This window comes from Pseudomonas sp. W2I6, assembly GCF_030815935.1.
Taxonomy (GTDB): domain Bacteria; phylum Pseudomonadota; class Gammaproteobacteria; order Pseudomonadales; family Pseudomonadaceae; genus Aquipseudomonas.
Window position 1 is genome coordinate 6,876,864 of the sequence record NZ_JAUSXJ010000001.1, and the last position, 20,264, is coordinate 6,897,127.

General features: G+C 61.7%; 15 protein-coding genes. 13 read left to right on the top strand and 2 right to left on the bottom strand.

Annotated features, from left to right (window positions below):
- Positions 1-9: 9 nt before the first annotated feature.
- Positions 10-2,655, bottom strand: coding sequence for a pyruvate dehydrogenase (acetyl-transferring), homodimeric type (gene aceE, locus QF039_RS31730; protein WP_003209439.1), 2,646 nt, complete (start codon positions 2,653-2,655; stop codon positions 10-12).
- A 383-nt stretch (positions 2,656-3,038) separates the two neighbouring features.
- On the opposite strand from aceE, the gene glnE reads away from it, so the two are divergent.
- Genes glnE through QF039_RS31770 form a run of 8 tightly spaced genes read left to right on the top strand, consistent with a single transcriptional unit; the run spans position 3,039 to position 12,980 of the window.
- On the top strand, positions 3,039-5,978 hold the full coding sequence (gene glnE, locus QF039_RS31735) for a bifunctional [glutamate--ammonia ligase]-adenylyl-L-tyrosine phosphorylase/[glutamate--ammonia-ligase] adenylyltransferase (RefSeq protein ID WP_032899861.1): 2,940 nt from the start codon (positions 3,039-3,041) through the stop codon (positions 5,976-5,978).
- A 55-nt stretch (positions 5,979-6,033) separates the two neighbouring features.
- The gene (gene waaF / locus QF039_RS31740; RefSeq protein ID WP_102604286.1) at positions 6,034-7,068 is read left to right on the top strand and encodes a lipopolysaccharide heptosyltransferase II; all 1,035 of its coding nucleotides are present in this window, start codon (positions 6,034-6,036) and stop codon (positions 7,066-7,068) included.
- Position 7,069: 1 nt separating this feature from the next.
- The gene (gene waaC / locus QF039_RS31745; RefSeq protein ID WP_003209442.1) at positions 7,070-8,128 is read left to right on the top strand and encodes a lipopolysaccharide heptosyltransferase I; all 1,059 of its coding nucleotides are present in this window, start codon (positions 7,070-7,072) and stop codon (positions 8,126-8,128) included.
- The gene (locus QF039_RS31750) at positions 8,128-9,252 is read left to right on the top strand and encodes a glycosyltransferase family 4 protein (protein WP_003209448.1); all 1,125 of its coding nucleotides are present in this window, start codon (positions 8,128-8,130) and stop codon (positions 9,250-9,252) included. Before waaC ends, QF039_RS31750 begins: the two co-directional genes overlap by 1 nt.
- The gene (gene rfaP / locus QF039_RS31755; protein WP_134325629.1) at positions 9,249-10,055 is read left to right on the top strand and encodes a lipopolysaccharide core heptose(I) kinase RfaP; all 807 of its coding nucleotides are present in this window, start codon (positions 9,249-9,251) and stop codon (positions 10,053-10,055) included. The genes QF039_RS31750 and rfaP overlap by 4 nt, the downstream gene beginning before the upstream one ends.
- Positions 10,055-10,789, top strand: coding sequence for a lipopolysaccharide kinase InaA family protein (locus QF039_RS31760; protein WP_003209451.1), 735 nt, complete (start codon positions 10,055-10,057; stop codon positions 10,787-10,789). Before rfaP ends, QF039_RS31760 begins: the two co-directional genes overlap by 1 nt.
- Entirely contained in the window at positions 10,786-11,538 is a 753-nt protein-coding gene (locus QF039_RS31765) for a lipopolysaccharide kinase InaA family protein (protein WP_307522479.1), read from the top strand. The genes QF039_RS31760 and QF039_RS31765 overlap by 4 nt, the downstream gene beginning before the upstream one ends.
- On the top strand, positions 11,538-12,980 hold the full coding sequence (locus QF039_RS31770) for a lipopolysaccharide kinase InaA family protein (protein WP_177008306.1): 1,443 nt from the start codon (positions 11,538-11,540) through the stop codon (positions 12,978-12,980). The genes QF039_RS31765 and QF039_RS31770 overlap by 1 nt, the downstream gene beginning before the upstream one ends.
- A 66-nt stretch (positions 12,981-13,046) precedes the next feature.
- Here QF039_RS31770 and QF039_RS31775 read toward each other — a convergent pair whose 3' ends face one another.
- Positions 13,047-15,137 carry a TonB-dependent receptor gene (locus QF039_RS31775; protein ID WP_032899860.1) on the bottom strand — a complete coding sequence of 697 codons (2,091 nt, stop codon included), beginning with the start codon at positions 15,135-15,137 and terminating at the stop codon, positions 13,047-13,049.
- A gap of 157 nt (positions 15,138-15,294) precedes the next feature.
- Between QF039_RS31775 and QF039_RS31780 the strand changes: the two genes are divergently transcribed.
- From QF039_RS31780 to QF039_RS31800, 5 genes are all read left to right on the top strand, one after another.
- A complete protein-coding gene (locus QF039_RS31780) occupies positions 15,295-15,627 on the top strand; it encodes a YceK/YidQ family lipoprotein (protein WP_010169294.1) in 333 nt (110 codons plus the stop codon).
- 53 nt (positions 15,628-15,680) lie between these two features.
- Positions 15,681-16,034: a YceK/YidQ family lipoprotein gene (locus QF039_RS31785; RefSeq protein WP_008439144.1), complete on the top strand. Its 354-nt coding sequence runs from the start codon at positions 15,681-15,683 to the stop codon at positions 16,032-16,034.
- Between the two features lie 154 nt (positions 16,035-16,188).
- The gene (locus QF039_RS31790; protein ID WP_008439143.1) at positions 16,189-17,946 is read left to right on the top strand and encodes a carbamoyltransferase; all 1,758 of its coding nucleotides are present in this window, start codon (positions 16,189-16,191) and stop codon (positions 17,944-17,946) included.
- Positions 17,947-18,843, top strand: coding sequence for a GNAT family N-acetyltransferase (locus QF039_RS31795; RefSeq protein ID WP_008439141.1), 897 nt, complete (start codon positions 17,947-17,949; stop codon positions 18,841-18,843).
- Positions 18,840-20,246 carry a PIG-L deacetylase family protein gene (locus QF039_RS31800; protein WP_307522487.1) on the top strand — a complete coding sequence of 469 codons (1,407 nt, stop codon included), beginning with the start codon at positions 18,840-18,842 and terminating at the stop codon, positions 20,244-20,246. The genes QF039_RS31795 and QF039_RS31800 overlap by 4 nt, the downstream gene beginning before the upstream one ends.
- Positions 20,247-20,264 lie beyond the last annotated feature (18 nt).

Genomic DNA, 20,264 nt, shown 5'->3' on the forward strand with positions numbered 1-20,264 from the left:
AAAGTCTCCTCAGCAGTCCAGTGGGTTGCGTTTTTCCGGGTTGATCCCGAACTTGACGATAGCGTCTGCTACCACCTTGGGTTCGATTTCACCACGGTCAGCCAAGGCTTCCAGGGCTGCCAACACCACGAAGTGACGGTCGACTTCGAAGAAGTGACGCAGCTTTTTGCGGCTGTCACTACGGCCGAAACCGTCGGTGCCCAGGACTTTGAATTCCTTGGACGGTACCCACTGACGAATTTGTTCAGCAAACAGCTTCATGTAGTCGGTAGAGGCGATAACAGGACCCTTACGGCCAGCCAGGCACTCTTCGACGTAGGTGCGCGCAGGCTTCTGGCCCGGGTGCAGGCGGTTGCTGCGCTCTACGGCCAGGCCGTCGCGACGCAGTTCGTTGAAGCTGGTAACGCTCCATACGTCAGCACCGACGTTGAACTCTTCACGCAGGATTTTTGCAGCTTCACGCACTTCGCGCAGGATGGTGCCGGAGCCCATCAGTTGCACGTGGTGAGCGGCTTCCTTGGTGTCTTCTTCGAGCAGGTACATGCCCTTGATGATGCCTTCCTCGACACCGGCCGGCATGGCTGGCTGCTGGTAGGACTCGTTCATCACGGTGATGTAGTAGAAAACGTCCTGCTGCTCTTCGGTCATCTTCTTCATGCCGTCCTGGATGATCACCGCCAGCTCATAGCCGTAGGTTGGATCAAAGGTGCGGCAGTTCGGGATGGTGCCCGCCAGGATGTGGCTGTGACCGTCTTCGTGTTGCAGGCCTTCGCCGTTCAGCGTGGTCCGCCCGGCAGTACCGCCGATCAGGAAGCCACGGGTACGGCTGTCGCCTGCTGCCCAAGCCAGGTCGCCAATACGCTGGAAACCGAACATCGAGTAGAAGATGTAGAACGGCAGCATCGGCTGGTTGTGGCTGGAGTACGAAGTACCGGCAGCGATGAAGGAGCTCATGGCGCCCGCTTCGTTGATGCCTTCTTCGAGGATCTGGCCCTTCTTGTCTTCCTTGTAGAACATCACCTGGTCTTTATCGACTGGCTCGTAGAGCTGGCCGACGGAGGAGTAGATGCCCAACTGACGGAACATGCCTTCCATACCGAAGGTACGGGCTTCGTCCGGGATGATCGGCACGATACGCGAGCCGATTTCCTTGTCCTTGACCAGCTGCGCGAGGATCCGCACGAAGGCCATGGTGGTGGAGATTTCACGGTCGCCCGAGCCGTCCAGGATTGCCTTGAGGGTATCCAGTGGCGGAGTCGGGATGTTGAAGCTCTTGGCGCGGCGCTGAGGCACGAAACCGCCCAGTGCAGTGCGACGCTCGCTGAGGTAGCGGGCTTCGGCGCTGTTTGGCTCCGGCTTGAAGAACGGCAGGTTCTCCAGCTCTTCGTCCTTGACCGGAATGTCGAAGCGGTCGCGGAACAACTTCAGGCTGTCGACATCGACTTTCTTGGTGTTGTGCGCAGTGTTCTTCGCTTCGCCGGCACCGGTGCCATAACCCTTGATGGTCTTGGCCAGGATGACGGTCGGTTGTTCTTTGTGGTTGACCGCTTCGTGGTATGCCGCGTAGACCTTGTACGGGTCGTGGCCGCCACGGTTGAGTTTCCAGATCTCGTCGTCGGACAGGTCTGCAACCATTGCCTTGAGTTCAGGCGTGTTGAAGAAGTGTTCACGTACGAACGCGCCGTCTTTGGCTTTGTAGTTCTGGTACTCGCCGTCGATGACTTCGTCCATGCGACGTTGCAGGATGCCGTCGACGTCCTTGGCCAGCAGTGGGTCCCAGAAACGGCCCCAGATGACTTTGGTCACGTTCCACTGAGCACCACGGAACACGCCTTCGAGTTCCTGGATGATCTTGCCGTTGCCGCGAACCGGGCCGTCGAGGCGCTGCAGGTTGCAGTTGATGACGAAGATCAGGTTGTCCAGCTTCTCGCGGCCGGCCAGGGAGATGGCGCCCAGGGATTCCGGCTCGTCACACTCGCCGTCGCCCAGGAAGCACCAGACTTTCTGCTTGCCTTCAGGGATGAAGCCACGGGCTTCCAGGTACTTCATGAAGCGTGCCTGGTAGATCGCCTGGATCGGGCCCAGGCCCATGGATACCGTCGGGAACTGCCAGAAATCAGGCATCAGCCAAGGGTGCGGATAGGACGAGAGGCCCTGGCCGTCGACTTCCTGGCGGAAGTTGTTCATTTGTTCTTCGGTGATGCGGCCTTCCATGAACGCACGGGCGTAGACGCCTGGCGAGGTGTGGCCCTGGAAGTAGATCAGGTCGCCGCCATGTTCTTCGGTCGGGGCCTGGAAGAAGTAGTTGAAGCCGATGTCATACAGGGTTGCGCTGGAAGCGAAGCTGGAGATGTGACCGCCCAGGTCAGAATCTTTCAAGTTCGTGCGCATTACCATCGCCATGGCGTTCCAGCGTACCAGCGAGCGAATGCGGCGTTCCATGAACAGGTCGCCAGGCATGCGTGCTTCGTGGGTTACCGGGATGGTGTTGCGATACGGCGTGGTGATGGCGTAGGGCAGTTGCGAGCCGCTGCGGGTCGCGAGTTCGCCCATACGGGTCATCAGGTAGTGAGCACGGTCTTCGCCTTCTTTGTCGAGAACCGATTCCAGGGCGTCCAGCCATTCCTGGGTTTCGACGGGATCGAGGTCTTGCATGGCTTGCTCCAGGGCGGAAAGGCTACCAGAATCGGTTGCCTGAAGTTTGCGACTGGCCTTGTGGGCAGACGACATAAATTCTTGGATGGCCGAAGGTTGCTTCGGCGTCCTGTAGTTTTACTACAAATCGTCGGCCATTTCAGCCTTTCGAATGTATATACGAGTAGTAAAACTACACAAGACTGAGCGGATTGCTCGGTCTAGCTGGCGAGCATAATCGTTATTGTTGATCTTTTGCGAACAAGAAAGGGTAGAGATTTGATGTTGACTGCCAAAAAAGAAAAATTTTCAGCTATTTCTAACCTTTGTTCGACAGTCCTTCACCGAGCGTGGTTCTTGCGTTCACAGCTACAAGCCCTTTACGCGCCGATCAAGGATAGACCATGAGCCTTCCAATGCAGGCCGAACTCCCGGCCATCCTGCTTCCATTTGCCAAGCGGGCCGAGCAGTCATTTCGTGACGCCGTGGCCGGATTGGACGGCGATAATGGCCTTTCTGAGTGGACGCCGCAACGTTGGGCTGACTTCGCCCGTGTGTGCGCCGCCAGTGATTTCGTCATTGAACAGAGTGTTCGTGACCCTTTGATGTTGCTCGAGCTGGTGGCCTGGGGCGAACTGGACCGCAGCTTTGCCCCCGGCGAGCTGTGCGGACAGATTGCGACGGCCGTGCAACAAGCCGAGACGGAAGACGAACTGGGCCGGGTTCTGCGCCGCCAGCGCACCCGCCAGCAGGTGCGGATCATCTGGCGCGACCTGACCCGACAGGCGGACCTGGTGCAAACCTGCCGCGACCTGTCGGACATGGCCGACGCCAGCATCGACCAGGCCTATCAGTGGTTGTACCAGCGCCACTGCGTGTTGTTCGGCACACCCACGGGCCGTCGCAGCGGCGAACCGCAGCACATGGTCATCCTCGGCATGGGCAAGCTCGGCGCAGTGGAGCTGAACCTGTCGTCCGACATCGACCTGATCTTCGCCTACCCCGAAGGCGGCGATACGGTCGGCGTGAAGCGCTCGCTGGACAACCAGGAGTTCTTCATCCGCCTTGGTCAAAAACTGATCAAGGCCCTGGACCCGATGACCGTCGACGGCTTTGTGTTCCGGGTCGACATGCGCCTGCGACCTTACGGCTCGGCCGGGGCGCTGGTGCTCAGCTTCAACGCGCTGGAGCAGTACTACCAGGACCAGGGCCGCGACTGGGAACGCTACGCCATGATCAAGGCGCGGGTGGTGGCCGGTGACCAGGTGGCCGGTGCGCAACTGCTCGACATGCTGCGACCGTTTGTCTACCGGCGTTACCTGGACTTTTCCGCCATCGAAGCGCTGCGCACCATGAAGCAGTTGATCCAGCAGGAAGTGCGGCGCAAGGGCATGGCCGAGAACATCAAGCTGGGCTCGGGCGGCATCCGTGAAGTCGAATTTATCGCCCAGGCGTTCCAGCTGATCCACGGTGGCCGTGACCTGAGCCTGCAGCAGCGCCCACTGTTAAAAGTGCTGGGTACCCTGGAAGGCCAGGGTTACCTGCCGCCGGCGGTGGTCGCCGAGCTGCGCGATGGCTATGAATTCCTGCGCTACACCGAGCACGCGATCCAGGCGATCGCCGATCGCCAGACGCAGATGCTCCCGGATGGCACCGAAGACCAGGCGCGGATTGCCTTCATGCTGGGCTTTCCGGACTGGACCGCGTTTCATGAGCGCCTGATGTACTGGCGTGGCCGGGTGGACTGGCATTTCCGCCAGGTGATTGCCGATCCGGATGAAGAAGAGGGCGAAGAGAGCGAGTTGATGGTGGGCGGTGAGTGGTTGCCGTTGTGGGAAGAGTCCCAGGACGAGGAAGCCGCCTGCCGTCAGTTGCAGGAGGGCGGTTTTACCGACGCGCCCAAAGCCTTGAAAACCCTGGCCGGCCTGCGCAGCAGTCCGCAATTGCGTGCCATGCAGCGCCTGGGTCGCGAGCGTCTGGATGCATTTATCCCGCGCTTGCTGGCCCAGGCCGTCGAACATGCCAACCCGGACCTGGTACTGGAGCGCGTCCTGCCCTTGGTCGAAGCCGTCGCCCGGCGTTCCGCTTATCTGGTGTTGCTGACGGAAAACCCCGACGCCCTGCGTCGCCTTCTGACCCTGTGCGCCGCCAGCCCGTGGATTGCCGAGCAGATCACCCGCTTCCCGCTGCTGCTGGACGAACTGCTCAACGAAGGCCGCCTGTTCAAGCCGCCGCTGGCGCCGGAACTGGCCGCCGAATTGCGCGAACGCCTGACGCGTATTCCCGAAGACGACCTTGAGCAGCAGATGGAAGCCCTGCGCCACTTCAAGCTGGCCCACCGCCTGCGGGTGGCCGCCTCGGAAATCGCCGGCAGCCTGCCGTTGATGAAAGTCAGCGACTACCTGACCTGGCTCGCCGAAGCCATCCTCGAACAAGTGCTGGCCCTGGCCTGGCGCCAGACGGTTGCCCGCTACGGCTCGCCGCAACGGGTGGACGGCACCTTGTGCGATCCTGGCTTCATCATTGTCGGTTATGGGAAAGTCGGCGGCATCGAATTGGGGCATGGTTCGGACCTGGACCTGGTGTTTATCCATGACGGTGACCCCCAGGCCGAAACCGACGGTGCCAAGCCGATCGATGGCGCGCAGTTCTTTACCCGGCTGGGGCAGCGGATCATTCACCTGCTGACCACCCAGACCAACTCGGGCCAGTTGTATGAAGTGGACATGCGCCTGCGGCCTTCGGGCGCATCCGGTTTGCTGGTGAGTTCCCTGGGGGCATTTGCGCGTTATCAGGAAAACGAAGCCTGGACCTGGGAGCACCAGGCGCTGGTGCGTGCGCGAGTGCTGGTAGGCAGTCAGGATGTGGGCCGTGCTTTCGAGCAGGTACGGGCGCAAGTGCTGGGCCGTGCGCAGGACCTGGACAAGCTGCGCCAGGAGGTCAGCGAGATGCGCGCCAAGATGCGCGACAACCTCGGTACCAAGTCCACGGCGGCGGGAACGGCGGCGAATGCCTTCGAACCCACGGCGTCGTTCGACCTCAAGCAGGACGCCGGAGGTATCGTCGATATTGAATTTATGGTGCAATACGCGGCTCTGGCGTGGTCTGCGCAACATCCATCGTTGCTGCGCTACACCGACAATATCCGCATTCTGGAAGGCCTGGAGCAGGTCGGGCTGATGCCCGCCGCCGATGCCCATTTGCTGCGCGAGGTGTATAAAGCCTACCGTTCCGCCGCTCACCGCCAGGCCCTGCAGAACGAGGCCGGTACGGTGGCAGGGGACCAGTTCGCTGACGAACGGCGCCAGGTGCAGCGAATCTGGCATGAACTGGGGTTAAGCTGAAACACTATATAAGGCGGGGAGGCATGAGCCTCCCCGTATCGTTTGTGGAAACTACATGAATATTCTGATCGTTGGGCCCAGTTGGGTCGGTGACATGGTGATGGCGCAGACACTGTTCCAGTGCCTCAAGCAACGTCATCCCGACTGCCAAATCGACGTGCTCGCCCCCGAGTGGAGCCGGCCGATCCTTGAGCGCATGCCCGAGGTGCGTCAGGCCTTGAGCTTCCCGCTCGGCCACGGCGCGCTGGAGCTGGCGACCCGTCGACGCATCGGCAAGTCCCTGGCCGGCCAGTACGATCAGGCGATCCTGTTGCCCAACTCGATGAAGTCGGCACTGGTGCCGTTCTTCGCCGGTATTGCCAAGCGCACCGGCTGGCGTGGCGAGTTTCGCTATGGCCTGCTCAACGATGTGCGCAAGCTCGACAAGGCCCGTTACCCGCTGATGATCGAGCGCTTCATGGCCCTGGCCTACGCGCCGGGAGCCGAGTTGCCGACGCCTTATCCGCGCCCGAGCCTGCAAATCGACCCGGTCACCCGCGACGCCGCCCTGGCCAAGTTTGGCCTGGAGCTGGACCGTCCGGTGCTGGCGCTGTGCCCTGGCGCCGAGTTTGGCGAGTCCAAGCGCTGGCCTTCGGAGCATTACGCCAAGGTTGCGGAGATGAAGATTCGCGAGGGCTGGCAGGTCTGGTTGTTCGGCTCGAAAAACGATCATTCGGTGGGCGAGGATATTCGCCAGCGCCTGATCCCGGGGCTGCGCGAAGAGGCGGTCAACCTGAGCGGCGACACATCCCTGGCCGAGGCTATCGACTTGCTGTCCTGTGCCGACTCGGTGGTGTCCAACGACTCCGGCCTGATGCACGTGGCCGCGGCGCTGAACCGCCCGCTGGTGGCAGTGTATGGCTCGACGTCTCCCGGGTTTACCCCGCCGCTGGCCGACAAGGTCGAAGTGGTGCGCCTGGGCCTGGATTGCAGCCCGTGTTTTGATCGCACCTGCCGCTTCGGCCACTACAACTGCCTGCGCCAGTTGCTGCCGCAACCTGTCAGCGACGCGTTGCAGCGGTTGCAGGGCACTGTGGTCGAGGTTCGTTAAGTTGCGGGTTCTGGTAATCAAGACCTCATCCCTGGGCGATGTGATTCATGCCTTGCCGGCGTTGACCGACGCGGCGCGGGCGATCCCGGGCATCCGGTTTGACTGGGTGGTGGAAGAAGGCTTCGCCGAGATTCCCACCTGGCACCCGGCGGTGGACAAGGTGATCCCGGTGGCGATCCGCCGCTGGCGCAAGAACCTCTGGCAGACCTTCAAGAGTGGCGAATGGCGGCGCTTCAAGAAGAGCGTGCAGTCGACCAAATATGACCTGGTGATCGACGCCCAGGGCCTGCTGAAAAGTGCCTGGCTGACCCGCTACGTACGTGCCCCGGTGGCCGGTTTCGACAAACAGTCGGCTCGCGAGCCATTGGCGGCGCACTTCTATTCCCGGCGTCTGGCCGTGGCCCGTGGGCAGCACGCGGTGGAGCGCTTGCGCCAGCTGTTTGCCGTCGCCCTCGGTTATGACCTGCCAAAAGGCCTGGGCGACTACGGCCTCAGTGTCGACAAGTTGCTGGGCCTGCCGCCGAAAAAACCGTTTGTACTGCTGCTGCACGGCACCACCTGGGACACCAAGCACTGGCCGGAAGCCTACTGGCGCGACCTGGCCGAACGCATGGACCGCTTTGGCGTGGACGTGAAGTTGCCGTGGGGCAATGCCGCCGAAAAAGCTCGGGCTGAACGCCTGGCCCAGGGCCTGAAAAACGCCGAAGTGCTGCCCAGGCTGAACCTCGCGGGCGTGGCCCGAGTGCTGGCGGGTGCGAAGGCGTGTGTTGCGGTCGACACCGGCCTTGGCCACTTGGCCGCAGCGCTGGATGTGCCAACGATTTCCCTGTTCGGCCCTACCAATCCCGGCCTGACCGGAGCTTATGGCAAGGCGCAGATTCACCTGGCCAGCGACTTCCCGTGTGCGCCATGCCTGCAAAAGAAATGCACTTATCAACCGACTGCCGAAGACCAGCGTCGGTTCGATCTCAAGCGCGAGTGGCCCCTGTGCTTCACTCGCCTGAACCCTGAGCGTGTCGCAACTCGTTTAAGCACGTTGTTACTGGCTGAGGAACACTGATGCAACTGGCTTTTGTCCTCTACAAATACTTCCCCTTTGGTGGCCTGCAGCGCGACTTCATGCGCATTGCCCTGGAGTGCCAGCAGCGCGGGCATCAGATTCGCGTCTATACGCTGATCTGGGAGGGTGACGTGCCGCCGGGCTTTGAAGTACTGGTGGCGCCGGTCAAGGCGCTGGTCAACCATCGGCGCAATGAAAAGCTCTACGCCTGGATCCAGGCCGACCTGGCCAAGCGCCCGGTGGACCGCGTGGTGGGCTTCAACAAGATGCCGGGGCTGGACCTGTACTTCGCCGCCGACGGCGTGTTCGAAGACAAGGCGCAGAACCTGCGCAACCCGATGTATCGCTGGTTCGGCCGGTACAAGCACTTTGCCGAATACGAGCGTGCAGTGTTCGACAAAGACGCCAAGACGCAGATCATGGTGCTGTCCGAACACCAGCAGCAGCTGTTCACCCAGTATTACGGGACCCAGGCCGAGCGTTTTCATTTGTTGCCGCCGGGCATCGCCCGCGACCGCCGCGCGCCGCCCAATGCTGCCGAGATCCGCGCCGAGTTTCGTCGCGAATTCGGCCTGGCCGACGATGATTTGCTGCTGGTGCAGATTGGCTCGGGCTTCAAGACCAAGGGCGTTGATCGCAGCCTCAAGGCCGTGGCCGCGCTGCCGTCGAGCCTGAAGAAACGCACCCGGCTATTTGTAATCGGCCAGGACGACCCCAAAGTATTCCAATTGCAGAGTGCTGCGCTGGGACTGGGCGACCAGGTGCAGTTCTTCAAGGGCCGCAGCGACATCCCGCGCTTTCTGCTGGGCGCCGACCTGTTGATCCACCCCGCGTACAACGAGGCGGCCGGCATGGTGCTGATCGAAGCGGTGGTCGCCGGCCTCCCGGTGCTGGTGAGCAAGGTCTGCGGCTACGCGTTTTACATCGACAAGGCCCAGAGTGGGCGGGTGTTGGACGAACCGTTCGAGCAGGCCCAGCTCAACCAGTACCTGGTGGATATGCTCGACGATCCACAAGCGCGCGCGGCCTGGAGCCGCAATGGTCTGGCCTTCGCTGAGACGGCCGACCTCTATAGCATGCCGCAGTACGCTGCGGACCTGATTCTGGCGGAGCCAAACCGATGAAGTTGATTCTTGCCGAACCGTTCAAGACCCTGTGGGCCGGACGCGATGCGTTCGCCGAAGTCGAGAAGCTGGACGGCCAGGTGTTTCGTGAGCTGGCCGCGCGCCGTACCCTGCGTACGGAAGTGGAAGGCCGCCATTATTTTGTAAAGATCCACCGGGGAATTGGCTGGGGTGAAATCCTCAAGAACCTGATCACGGCCAAGTTGCCTGTCTTGGGCGCGGGCCAGGAGTGGGACGCGATCCAGCGTCTGCAGGAACTCGGCGTGCCCACCATGACCGGCGTGGCCTTTGGTGAAAAGGGCAGCAACCCGGCCGACCAGCACTCGTTCATCGTCACTGAAGAGCTGGCGCCTATCGTCAGCCTTGAAGACCTGACCATGGACTGGGTCAAACAGCCGCCCGTGCCGGCGATTCGGCATGCCTTGACCGTTGAGCTTGCGCGCACCCTGGGCACGATGCACCGGGGGGGCGTGAACCATCGTGATTGCTACCTGTGCCACTTCCTGTTGCACACCGACCAACCGGTTACCGTGCACAACATCAAGCTCTCGGTGATCGACCTGCACCGTGCCCAGGTGCGTTCGAAGATTCCCCGGCGCTGGCGTGACAAGGACCTGGCGGGGCTTTACTACTCCGCCCTGGAGATCGGTTTGACCCGGCGCGACAAACTGCGGTTTCTCAAGGCGTACTTCCAGCAGCCTTTGCGCCAGATCCTGGGCGAGCAAAGCGCGCTGCTGTCGGCGCTGGAACGCATGGCCGCCAAGCTTTACGCACGCAAGCAACGATACGGGGATGCGCTCTGATGGCGGGTTGGAACCTGGAACCCGCTTACGCCGCCCTGGCGGATGACTTTGGTAGCCTGGAAGCCGTGTTCGCCCTGCAAGGCGAGCGGCTGACCCGCGATCCGTTGTCCGAAGTGATTCGCGTGGAGCGCGGCGGGGTCAACTATTACGTCAAGCGCTACGTCGGTGCAGGCAAGGGGTTGCGCCGCTATCTGGGCAAGCCACGAGTCAAGTCCGAATGGCAGAACCTCAAGCGCTTCGCCAAGTGGGGCATACCCACCGCCGATGTGATCGCCTGGGGCCTGGAGCGTAAGGGCCTGGCGTATCACCGCGGGGCGATGATCACGCGCGAGCTGCCGAAGACTGAAGACTTGTCGGCATTGGCCGAGCGCAATGACCCGCAACTGTCAGACCCGGTGTGGGTCAACAAGATCAGTCGCCAGCTCGCTGAATACACGCGGACCATGCACGACCACCGGTTTACCCACAACGATTTGAAGTGGCGCAACTTGTTGGTGGACGACCAGCAAACTCTGTACCTGATTGATTGCCCCAATGGCGATTTCTGGCGCGGGTTCTGGCTCAAGTACCGCATTACCAAGGACCTGGCCTGCCTGGACAAAGTCGCCAAGTATCACTTGTCGGCTACCCAGCGCCTGCGCTTCTACATGCAATACCGTCAGCGCAAACACTTGAGCGCGGCGGACAAACAGCGAATTCGCCACGTGGTGAAGTTTTTCGAGGGGCGAGAATGAGTGATTTCCTGGCGGCCGAAGATCGAGCATTGCTTGAGCGCAACGGCCTCGGCACTTTCGACGCGCTATGGGCCAAGCAACTGGATGCGGTGGACGAGCCCAATACCAGCCGCGGCGGCTGGAGCAGCGTGTTTCGCCTCGAACTCGAAGGCCAGGGCTACTACCTCAAGCGCCAGAGCAACTACCTGACGCGCACCTTGCACCGCCCGTTTGGCGAGCCGAGTTTTGCCCGCGAGTTTCGTAACATCAGCCGCTATCGGCAGTTGGGTATTCCGGCATTGCAGGCGGCGTTTTTCGGTGAGCGCAAAGTGGCCGGAGAGCATCGGGCGATGTTGCTGACCCGGGCGCTGGATGGTTGGAATGACCTGGATTCATTGCTGGAGCAATGGTCTGAGTTGAGCGACGTGCAGCAGCGGGCAATCCTGCTGGCCTGCGGTCAGCTTGCTCGTCAGTTGCACAGCGTGGGCCAGGTGCATGGCTGTTTTTATCCCAAGCATATTTTCCTGCAAGCCACCGGCGACGGGTATGCGGCACAGTTGATCGACCTGGAGAAAACCCGCCCGCTGCTGTTCGGCTGGCGGGACCGGGTCAAGGATCTGGAGCCGCTGTTGCGCCGTGCGCCGCAGTGGTCGGACGATCAGGTTCGCCAGCTGTTGGCGGCTTACCTGGACCAGCCGCAGGACAGCGCATTGGTTGCCGCCTGGCACCAGCGCCTGGCGGCCCGGCGCAGTCACAAGGAGAACCGCTGATGCGTTTGTCCGAACTGAAAAATGCCGGCCGCACGCCAAGCCTGCCCCTGAGCATCGAACTGGCAGACGCTGCCGGGCCTGGGCAGTTGCAACTGCTGAGCCTGCTGCGGGTATTGCCGGGCCAGCGTTATGTCGGCGCAGCTGTGTGGCGCGGGCGCCCGGTGCTGGCCAAATTGTTGGTGGGCAGCAAGGCGGCGCGGCATTTTCAGCGTGAACTCAAGGGCGTGCGGCTGTTGGCCGAGCAAGGCCTGACCACGCCGCTGTTGCTGGCCGATGGTCTGCAAGAGGGTGAGGGCGGTTGGCTGCTGTTCGAGTTTCTGGAAGGCGCCGACAGCCTGGCTGATGCTTGGCAGGCTGTTGAGCACCTGCCGCCGCTGGCTGACCAGCAGCAAGCGGTGCTCGCCGAAGCGCTGGGTGCGATTGCGCAGATGCACGCCAAGGGCCTGTGGCAGGAAGACCTGCACCTGGACAACCTGCTGCGTCAGGACGGCAAACTGTATTTGATCGACGGCGCCGGGATCTGTGTCGAAGAGGCGGGCAAACCGCTGTCGCGCAACCGGGTGCTCGAAAACCTTGGGGTGTTTTTCGCGCAGTTGCCGAAAAACCTCGAGCCGTTTACCGAAGAGTTGCTGGTGTATTACCTGCTGAGCAATGGCGAACACGCGTTGCCGCTCGAAGCGTTGCAGAAGCAGGTACGCAAGGTCAGCGTCTGGCGCTTGAAGGATTTCCTGAGCAAGGTTGGCCGGGAGTGCACGCTGTTCAGCGTCGTGCGCGGGCCGTTCGCCCTGCGCGCGACTCGTCGTGAGGAAGAAGCGGCGATGCTGCCGGTGCTGGCGCAGGCCGATGCGCTGCTTGACCAGGGCCACCTGTATAAAACCGGTGGGGCGGCCAGTGTCGCCAAGGTCGAGGTGGCCGGTCGACCACTCGTGATCAAGCGCTACAACATCAAGGGTTTTGCCCATTGGCTCAAGCGCTTCTGGCGCCCGAGCCGGGCCTGGCATTCGTGGCGCGAAGGCAATCGCCTGGCGTTCCTCGGCATCGCCACGCCCAAGCCGCTGGCGTTGCTGGAAAAGCGCTTCCTGTGGCTGCGCAGCCGCGCGTATCTGGTGACCGAGTACCTGCCGGGGCCGGACATCATCGAGCGGTTCGCTCCGTATGTTGAGAGTGGCGAGGCACCCGAGGCCGAATTGCAGGCCCTGGATAATTTGTTCGCAGAGTTGATCCGCGAGCGCATCAGCCATGGGGATTTCAAGGGGCATAACCTGTTCTGGCACACGGATCGCTGGGCGCTGATCGACCTGGATTCGATGTGTCAGCACACGTCCTTGAGCAGCTTCGCTCCGGCATATGCCAGGGATCGGGCAAGGTTTATGCGTAACTGGCCTGAGAGCAGTGCGTTGTATCGGGTGATTGATCAGCGGTTGCCAAAGGCAGTGGGCTAGGGGTTTAGGGCCGCTGCGCGGCCCAACGGGAGCAAGCTCCCTTGCCACAAGTTCGATGGTCAGTTTCTAAAATGTGTACTCGGCGCCTGCGCCGGCGTACCAGGAGCGTCCCGGCGCTGCTTCGTAATAGCGGCCGTTGCCGTCTCCGACGATGACCGACCCTACGTACTGGCGATCCAGCAAGTTATCCAGGCGCAAGGTCTGGTGAAAGGTCCAGTGCTCCACCTTCTGCTCAAACCGCGCGCGCCAGTTGAATACGCTGTAGCCCGGTGCCGCGTGTTGCTGGTTGGTGTCTTCGACGTAGACCTTGCTGCGGTACATGCCTTCCACGGCGGTGCTGACCCAGTCCCGGGGTTTCCAGTTGAGCTCTGCGAATAGTGTGGTTTGTGGCACACCGGGGAGGTAGTTGCCTTTGTCCACCGGTTTGCCGCCGCCGATGAAGTCGCTGTCGTAGGTGGCTTGCAGGCGGGTGTAGGCGATGTTGGTGCTCCACTGCTCGCTGAGCTGGCTTTCGATGCCCAGCTCGAAGCCGCGGCGCAGGGTGCGGCCGGCGTTCTGGTAGCTGGTGCGGCCGCCGATCGATTGGTCCACCACCAGCTCGTCCTCGGTGGTGATCTGGAAGACAGCGGCGTTGACCCGGGTGTCGTTCAACTGTGCCTTCACGCCCACTTCATACTGCGTGCTTTCCGACGGCTTCAGGCCGAAGTTGAACCCTTCGATGTTGCCCGGCGCGTACGCCAGTTCCGCCTGGGTTGGCGTCTCGAACCCCTTGCCGGCACTGACGTAGCCGTGCAGGTCGGGCGTGAAGGCATACATCACGCTCACGGACGGTGTGTTCTTCTGATAGGTCTTGTTGCCGCTGGAGTCGCCGTTGCTCAGGAACTGGTCGTCGACATCCAGTTCCATGGTGCTGTGGCGTACCCCGGCTTGCAGGGTCCAGCGATTGATGGCCCAGTTGGCCTGGATGTAGGGGTCGAGGCTGCGGGCGGTGTCGATTTCATCCCGGCGCAACTGGCCTTTTACGCCAAGGGTGTTGCCGCTGTAGTTCTGGTAGCCGTGGCGGCTGTCTTCGCTCTGGTCGAAATCCAGGCCGGTGATGATCATCAGCTCGCCCGGCACGCTGTCGACCGGTTGCATCCAGCGCACGGAGCCGCCGTAGAACTTGCGGTCGAACTGCACCACGCCGCCGCCGCGTTCGTTGGCGGGCGTTCCCTTGGGAATCGACAGGTACTGAATCACGCTCCGTCGCCCGGTATAGGCATTCACCTGCAGTGTGGCGTCACCGAAATACCGCTCGTAATTCATCCCCAGTTGCTGGTGGTCGATGCTTTTGCGGGTGTTGTACAGCTCGGCGGCGCTGCTGACCGAGCGCGGGTCGGCCTTGTACGCATCCCACGCCTGCCCCAGCGGATCCTGCGTGCCGTTCTGTTCCAGGCTGCTGTAGATCAGCGCCAGTTTGCTGTCTTCATCGGGCTCGAAATTGAGCTTGGCAAAGGTCTGGTCGCGGCGGGCGCTGCTGTGGTCGCGATAACCGTCGGTGTCCATGCGCGAGGCGTCCAGCACGAAGCCTGCGCCGTCTGCCGCGCCTTCGGCGGTGAGGTGGTTTTTGCTCAGGCCGTCACTGCCCACCAGCGTCTCGGCACCGATGCGCGGCGGGCCTTCGCCGTTGCGGGAGAACATCTGGATCACGCCGCCGGCATTGCTGCCATACAGTGTGGCGGCCGGGCCGCGCAGGACTTCGATGCGCTCGGCGGTGTCGAGGTTGAACGTGGCCGCCTGGCCCTGACCGTCCGGGGTGCTGGCGGGTATGCCGTCGGCGATCAGCTTGATACCGCGCACACCAAATGCCGAGCGGGCACCGAAGCCACGGGAGGAAATCTGCAAGTCCTGGGCGTAGTTCTGGCGATTTTGAACCACCAGGCCTGGCACGCGGGACAGTGCCTCTGAAGCATTGATGCCCAGTTGGCCATCGCTGATTTGCTCGCGGCTGATGCTGTCCACCGAATACGGCAGGTCAAACGACGGGCTGGCACTGCGCGAACCGGTGACCACGCTGGGGTCCAGGACCAGTGGCGCTTCATCGGCCTGGGCGCTGCTGTACAGGCCAAGCAGTCCGGGAAGCAGCATCGCAAATCGAGTGGGTACAACAACTTTCATGAGTAAACCAGCATCCATGGCGCATAAAAGTGCGCGAGTTTAACGATTCAGCCAGCTTTTGCCATTTCGGAATCTTCTTACATGGCGCGGCGGTGCGTGGGGTCTGGGTCGCCAACAGGGCCGATGTTAGCGTTGCTGGCCATTCAGAGGGCTGGCCATGACGCTAAAAATGACTGCTGCGCTAAGCATTGGAATCCTTGTGTTGAGCGGCTGTGGAACGGCCAATACGCTGTTGCGCGAAGACGCGGCGGCGGCACGTGAACTCAGGAAGCAAAAAACCTACTGCCAGTCGATTCCCCGTGTCTACAGCGGGGTTGCCTTTGATTTCTGCCTGCTGCACGCCGCGCCGGACCTCACTGGCGTGCTGATGCCATTCGTTCTATTGGATATAACGGTTTCGGGCATTGTTGATACAGTGGTCCTGCCCTATACGGTCTACAAGCAAGGTACCGATGGCAACATCAGTATCTATTGGCGCCCGGGTTCATAAACGGATCCGGCAAGGTTGTATGGGGCAGGGATGAATGCCCACACTTATGCCAAATGGAGTTGTCCGTGAGTCTTGCAACCAGAGTCCTTCTCGCCGCTGTACTGGTATCCACCACCGGTTGCGGCACCATCAACACGGTGTTTCGCCCGGACGCCGTTGCCAGCCAGAACCTCAAGGAATCGCGCAGTTATTGTGAAAACGTGCCGCGTATCTACAGTGGGGTGATCTACGGTTTCTGCACCTTGAACGGCGCCCCCGACACCACCAAAGAGCACACGCGCGATGCCTCCGGCTCCCTGCCGATCTTCGCCGCCGAGCTCGTGGCCTCCGGCTTGCTCGACACCCTTGTGCTGCCCTACACGGTCTACCGCCAGAACAGGGACGGCAGCATCGAGATTTTCCGCTAGGCCTGCAGTGACAACCGGTCGCCACAATCCCTAGATCATCCCGCGCCGTGTTTACGCTATAATCCCGCCCTTTAGCTGTTTCTCGCCCAGGCGGGGAGCACACTTTTTTCAGGCGTGACGCGCCTGCATGCAGACTAAAAGAGGCTAGACCCCTGTGGCATTGACGATTCTTGGCCTGTCCGGCGCCCTTAGCCATGATCCTTCCGCAGCCTTGTACATCGACGGCAAGCTGATCGCGGCCGCCGAAGAAGAGCGCTTCGTGCGCGACAAACATGCAAAGAACCGCATGCCCTACGAATCGGCGAAGTTCTGCCTGGAACAAGCCGGTATCAAGCCTTCCGACGTTGATGTGGTGGCGATTCCGTTCGCCCCCATCAGCCTGTTCGGCGAGGCCCGCTGGCACTATGCCAAGCGTTACTGGTATGCCCCGGACCGCGCCCTCGACGCGATCCTGATGGGCAACCGTCGCTACAAGCGCTATCGCAACAAGATCGTCTGGTGCCTGGAGCAACTGGGCTTCGATCCGAAGAAAATCAAGATCGAACCGGTTGAACACCACCTGGCCCACGCTTCCAGCGCCTATCACTGCTCGGGCTTCCAGGAGAAGACCGCGATCCTCGGGATCGACGGCAAGGGTGAGTACGCCACCACCTTCTTCGGCTACGGCGAAAACGGCAAGATCCACAAGATCAAGGAATTCTACGATCCGGACTCCCTCGGCGGCCTGTATGGCGCGATCACCGAGTTCCTCGGTTTCGAGATGCTCGACGGTGAGTTCAAGGTCATGGGCATGGCGCCGTATGGCGATGCCAGCAAGTACGATTTCTCGCGCCTGGCCTCCTTTGAAAACGGCGAGCTGGTGATCAACACCGACTACGCCAACGTCATCGGCCTGCGTCGCTACAAAGAGAAGGGCAAGGGTTTCTACTTCTCGCCAAAACTGATCGAGTGGCTGGGTCCGAAGCGCGAAGGCGATATCGCCGACGAGCCGTACATCCACTACGCGGCCAGCATGCAGGCGCTGTTCGAGAAGCTGGCGTTGCAGATGATCGACCATTACCTGGGCGACATCCTCAAAGACACCGGCAAGCTGGCGTTTGCCGGCGGCTGTGCGCTGAACGTCAAGCTGAACCAGAAGATCATTGCCCGCGACGACGTCAAGGAGCTGTTCGTGCAGCCGGCGTCCGGCGATGCCGGTACTGCGGTGGGTGCAGCCGCCTACGTGTCTCACGCCCGTGGCGTACCGGTTGAGAAGATGGAACACGTCTATCTCGGCCCGTCCTACAGCAACGAAGACGTGATCGCGGCGTGCGCCAAGCACGAGAGCAAGCCGGTCTGGCGCAAGATTGAAAACATGCCCAAGCGCATCGCCAGGATCATGGTCGACGGCAACCCGGTGGCCTGGTTCCAGGGCCGCATGGAGTTTGGCCCGCGTGCCCTGGGCGGTCGTTCGATCATCGGTTGCCCAAGCGCCACCGGCGTGGCTGACCGGATCAACCACCAGATCAAGTTCCGCGAGCGCTGGAGGCCTTTCTGCCCGTCGATGCTGGACACCGTTGCGCCACAGATGATCAAGGTCGATCACCCGGCGCCGTTCATGACCTTCACCTTTGAAGTGTCGGAAGAGTGGAAAACCCGCGTGCCGGAAGTGGTCCATGAAGATGGTACCTCCCGTGCCCAGGTGCTCAAGCGCGAATACAACCCGCGCTACTACGACATGATGAAAGAACTGGAAGTACTGACCGGCAATGGTGTGTCGCTGAACACCTCGCTCAACCGTCGTGGCGAAGCGATGATCTGCTCGCCGACCGACGCGCTGAACATGTTCTTCGGTTCCGACCTGCAGTACCTGATCATGGAAGACATCCTCGTGGTCAAGGACGGCGTGGACCCTTATGACGCCGTGGTCTAAATGCTGAACCGCTTCCAGGGCTGGCGTGAACGTGGCTGGACGCCTGTCGAGGCCGAGGTTTACGCCCAGGCCTGGCAGCGTTTTGGCGGCAGCGTGGCGACTCATCCGCAGATCGTCGAGCGGCTGGCGCACCTGGCGCAGATTCCGGTGCGCTACCTGGGCTGGGAGCAGGACGGTGAGCTGAAGGGCGCAATTGCTACCTGGGGGCGTGACCTGGCCCTGTCCAAGGACGTGCTCAAGCGCAAAGGCAAAAAAGGCCTGTTTGATCTGGGTAATGCCGAGATCATCCTGCCGATTGCCGCCGATGCGCAGGTGCCATTGCGCCATCGCGCGCGTTATCTCTCTGCACTGAATGAGGGGCGCGTAAGCACCCTCAAGCCCCAGGCCGAGCAGTTGGCCATGGCGCGCACACCGGAAGAGCTGTCGAAGAAGTTTCGCTACAACCAGCGCCGCGAACTGCGTTTGCTGGAAGAGGCGGGCGGCGTGGTAAGGGCGGTCGGCGAGTTTTCCAGCAGCGAACTGGCGGCGATTTATTGCGACCTGTTCCAGCGGCGTTGGGGTTTCCCTGCGGCGGGAGCCGAGCGCTTGGCCGAGGTGCTGGAGTTGCTCAAGGAATTCCTGTTCGGCTCGGTGCTGTTTCTCAATGATGCTGCGATTGCCGTGCAACTGGTGTATCAGGTGCAGGCGCCGCAGTGGGTCAGCGCCGAATACGTCAACGGCGGTGTCGACCCTGAAACCAAGGCGTTCAGCCCCGGCAGCGTGCTGAGCTTCCTCAATACCCAAAGTGCCTGGGAGCAAGCGCGGGCGAGCGACAAGCCGCTGCGTTTCTCCTTCGGGCGTTCCGACCGTGAATACAAGGAGCGCTGGTGCAACCCGGTGCCGGTGTTCAGCGTATGAGTCGCAAACAGCAATTGCTCAAGCAGCACCGGCGCAACAAGCGTATTGCGCTGTTGGTGGGCCTGTTGCTGTTGGTGGCTGTCGGTGTGCTGGTGGCCTGGTGGTTGCCACTGGTGCTGGCCGTGGTGCTGTGGGCCGCACATGAGGCCTGGTTTGCCGATCATCTGTTCTACTCGCCGAAAGACGATTATGAGTACGCGTTTCCTGAAGGGAGCGAGTGCGCGGGCCTGCGTCTTGAAGCCGGGCGCCTGCTGTTGGACACGCCTCTGGTGGGCGATGAAACCCTGATCGTCGGGGTTGAACTCAAAAGCTCTTGGCTCGGGCGTTTTCTCGATCCTGCGGTGGAGTTATCGGGCCTGGATGCACCCGACCGGCAAGTCTTCGAGCGGGGGGTTGCAGGACGGCGCTACCTCAACCTGACAGGCATGGGCGAAGCGCTGGCCAGCGGTAAGCTGCGCTTGCGCGGGCGCTTCTGCCGCATCAAGGGGCAGCCTACGCTCTGGTTGTTCCGCCAGCCGGATTACCGTCGCCAGCGCGTGATGGTCATTGCTCCCCATGCCGACGATGCCGAACTGGCTGCCTTCAGCCTTTACAGCCAGGCCGATGAGAGCTGGATCGTCACCGTTACAGCGGGCGAAATCGAAGCCGATCACTATCAGCAGATGGGCATGCCCAAGGCCGATGCCGCACGACTCAAAGGCCGCCTGCGTGCCTGGGACAGCGTCACCGTGCCGCGTTGGGCGGGAGTACCCGAGGCGCAGTGCGTGCAGTTGGGCTACTTCTGCATGCAACTGCCGGCGATGCAGGCTGCGCCGGATCAGCCCCAGGCCTCCCGGGAAGCCCAGTTGGACGATACGCGGCTGTTTCGCCAGTTCAATGCCCTGGCCTTGCCCGGGGATGTGGACGGCGCCCCGACCTGGAATAACCTGATTGCCGACCTGCGGGCATTGCTGCTCAAGGCGCGCCCGCAGGTGATCGTGTTGCCGACGCCGTTGCTGGATCCGCACCCGGATCACATCTGCGCCCACGCCGCGATTCTCGAAGCCTTGCAAGGCCTGGAGTGGCAACCGGGCACGTTGCTCGGCTACGCCAACCACCTGCATGATAACGATCGTTGGCCCATGGGGGATTCGGGCGCTGGCGTGGCCTTGCCGCCGCGTTTTGATGCCTCCCGTGAACTTGTGCCTTGCAGCTTGCCGCTGACGCTCAGCCAGCAGCAGGACAAGGCCATGGCCCTGGGCATGATGCACGACTTGCAGCCGCGGGCGCCGTTCAAGCGCCGCGTGCGCAGGTGGTTGCAGCAATTATTGGCGGGCCGTAGTCCATCGCCTTACGGAGGGAATGAGTTCTTCCGCAAGGCGGTGCGCCGTCATGAGTTGCTCTGGGTGTTGAAGCAGGATTGAGACCTTATTGAAGGCAGG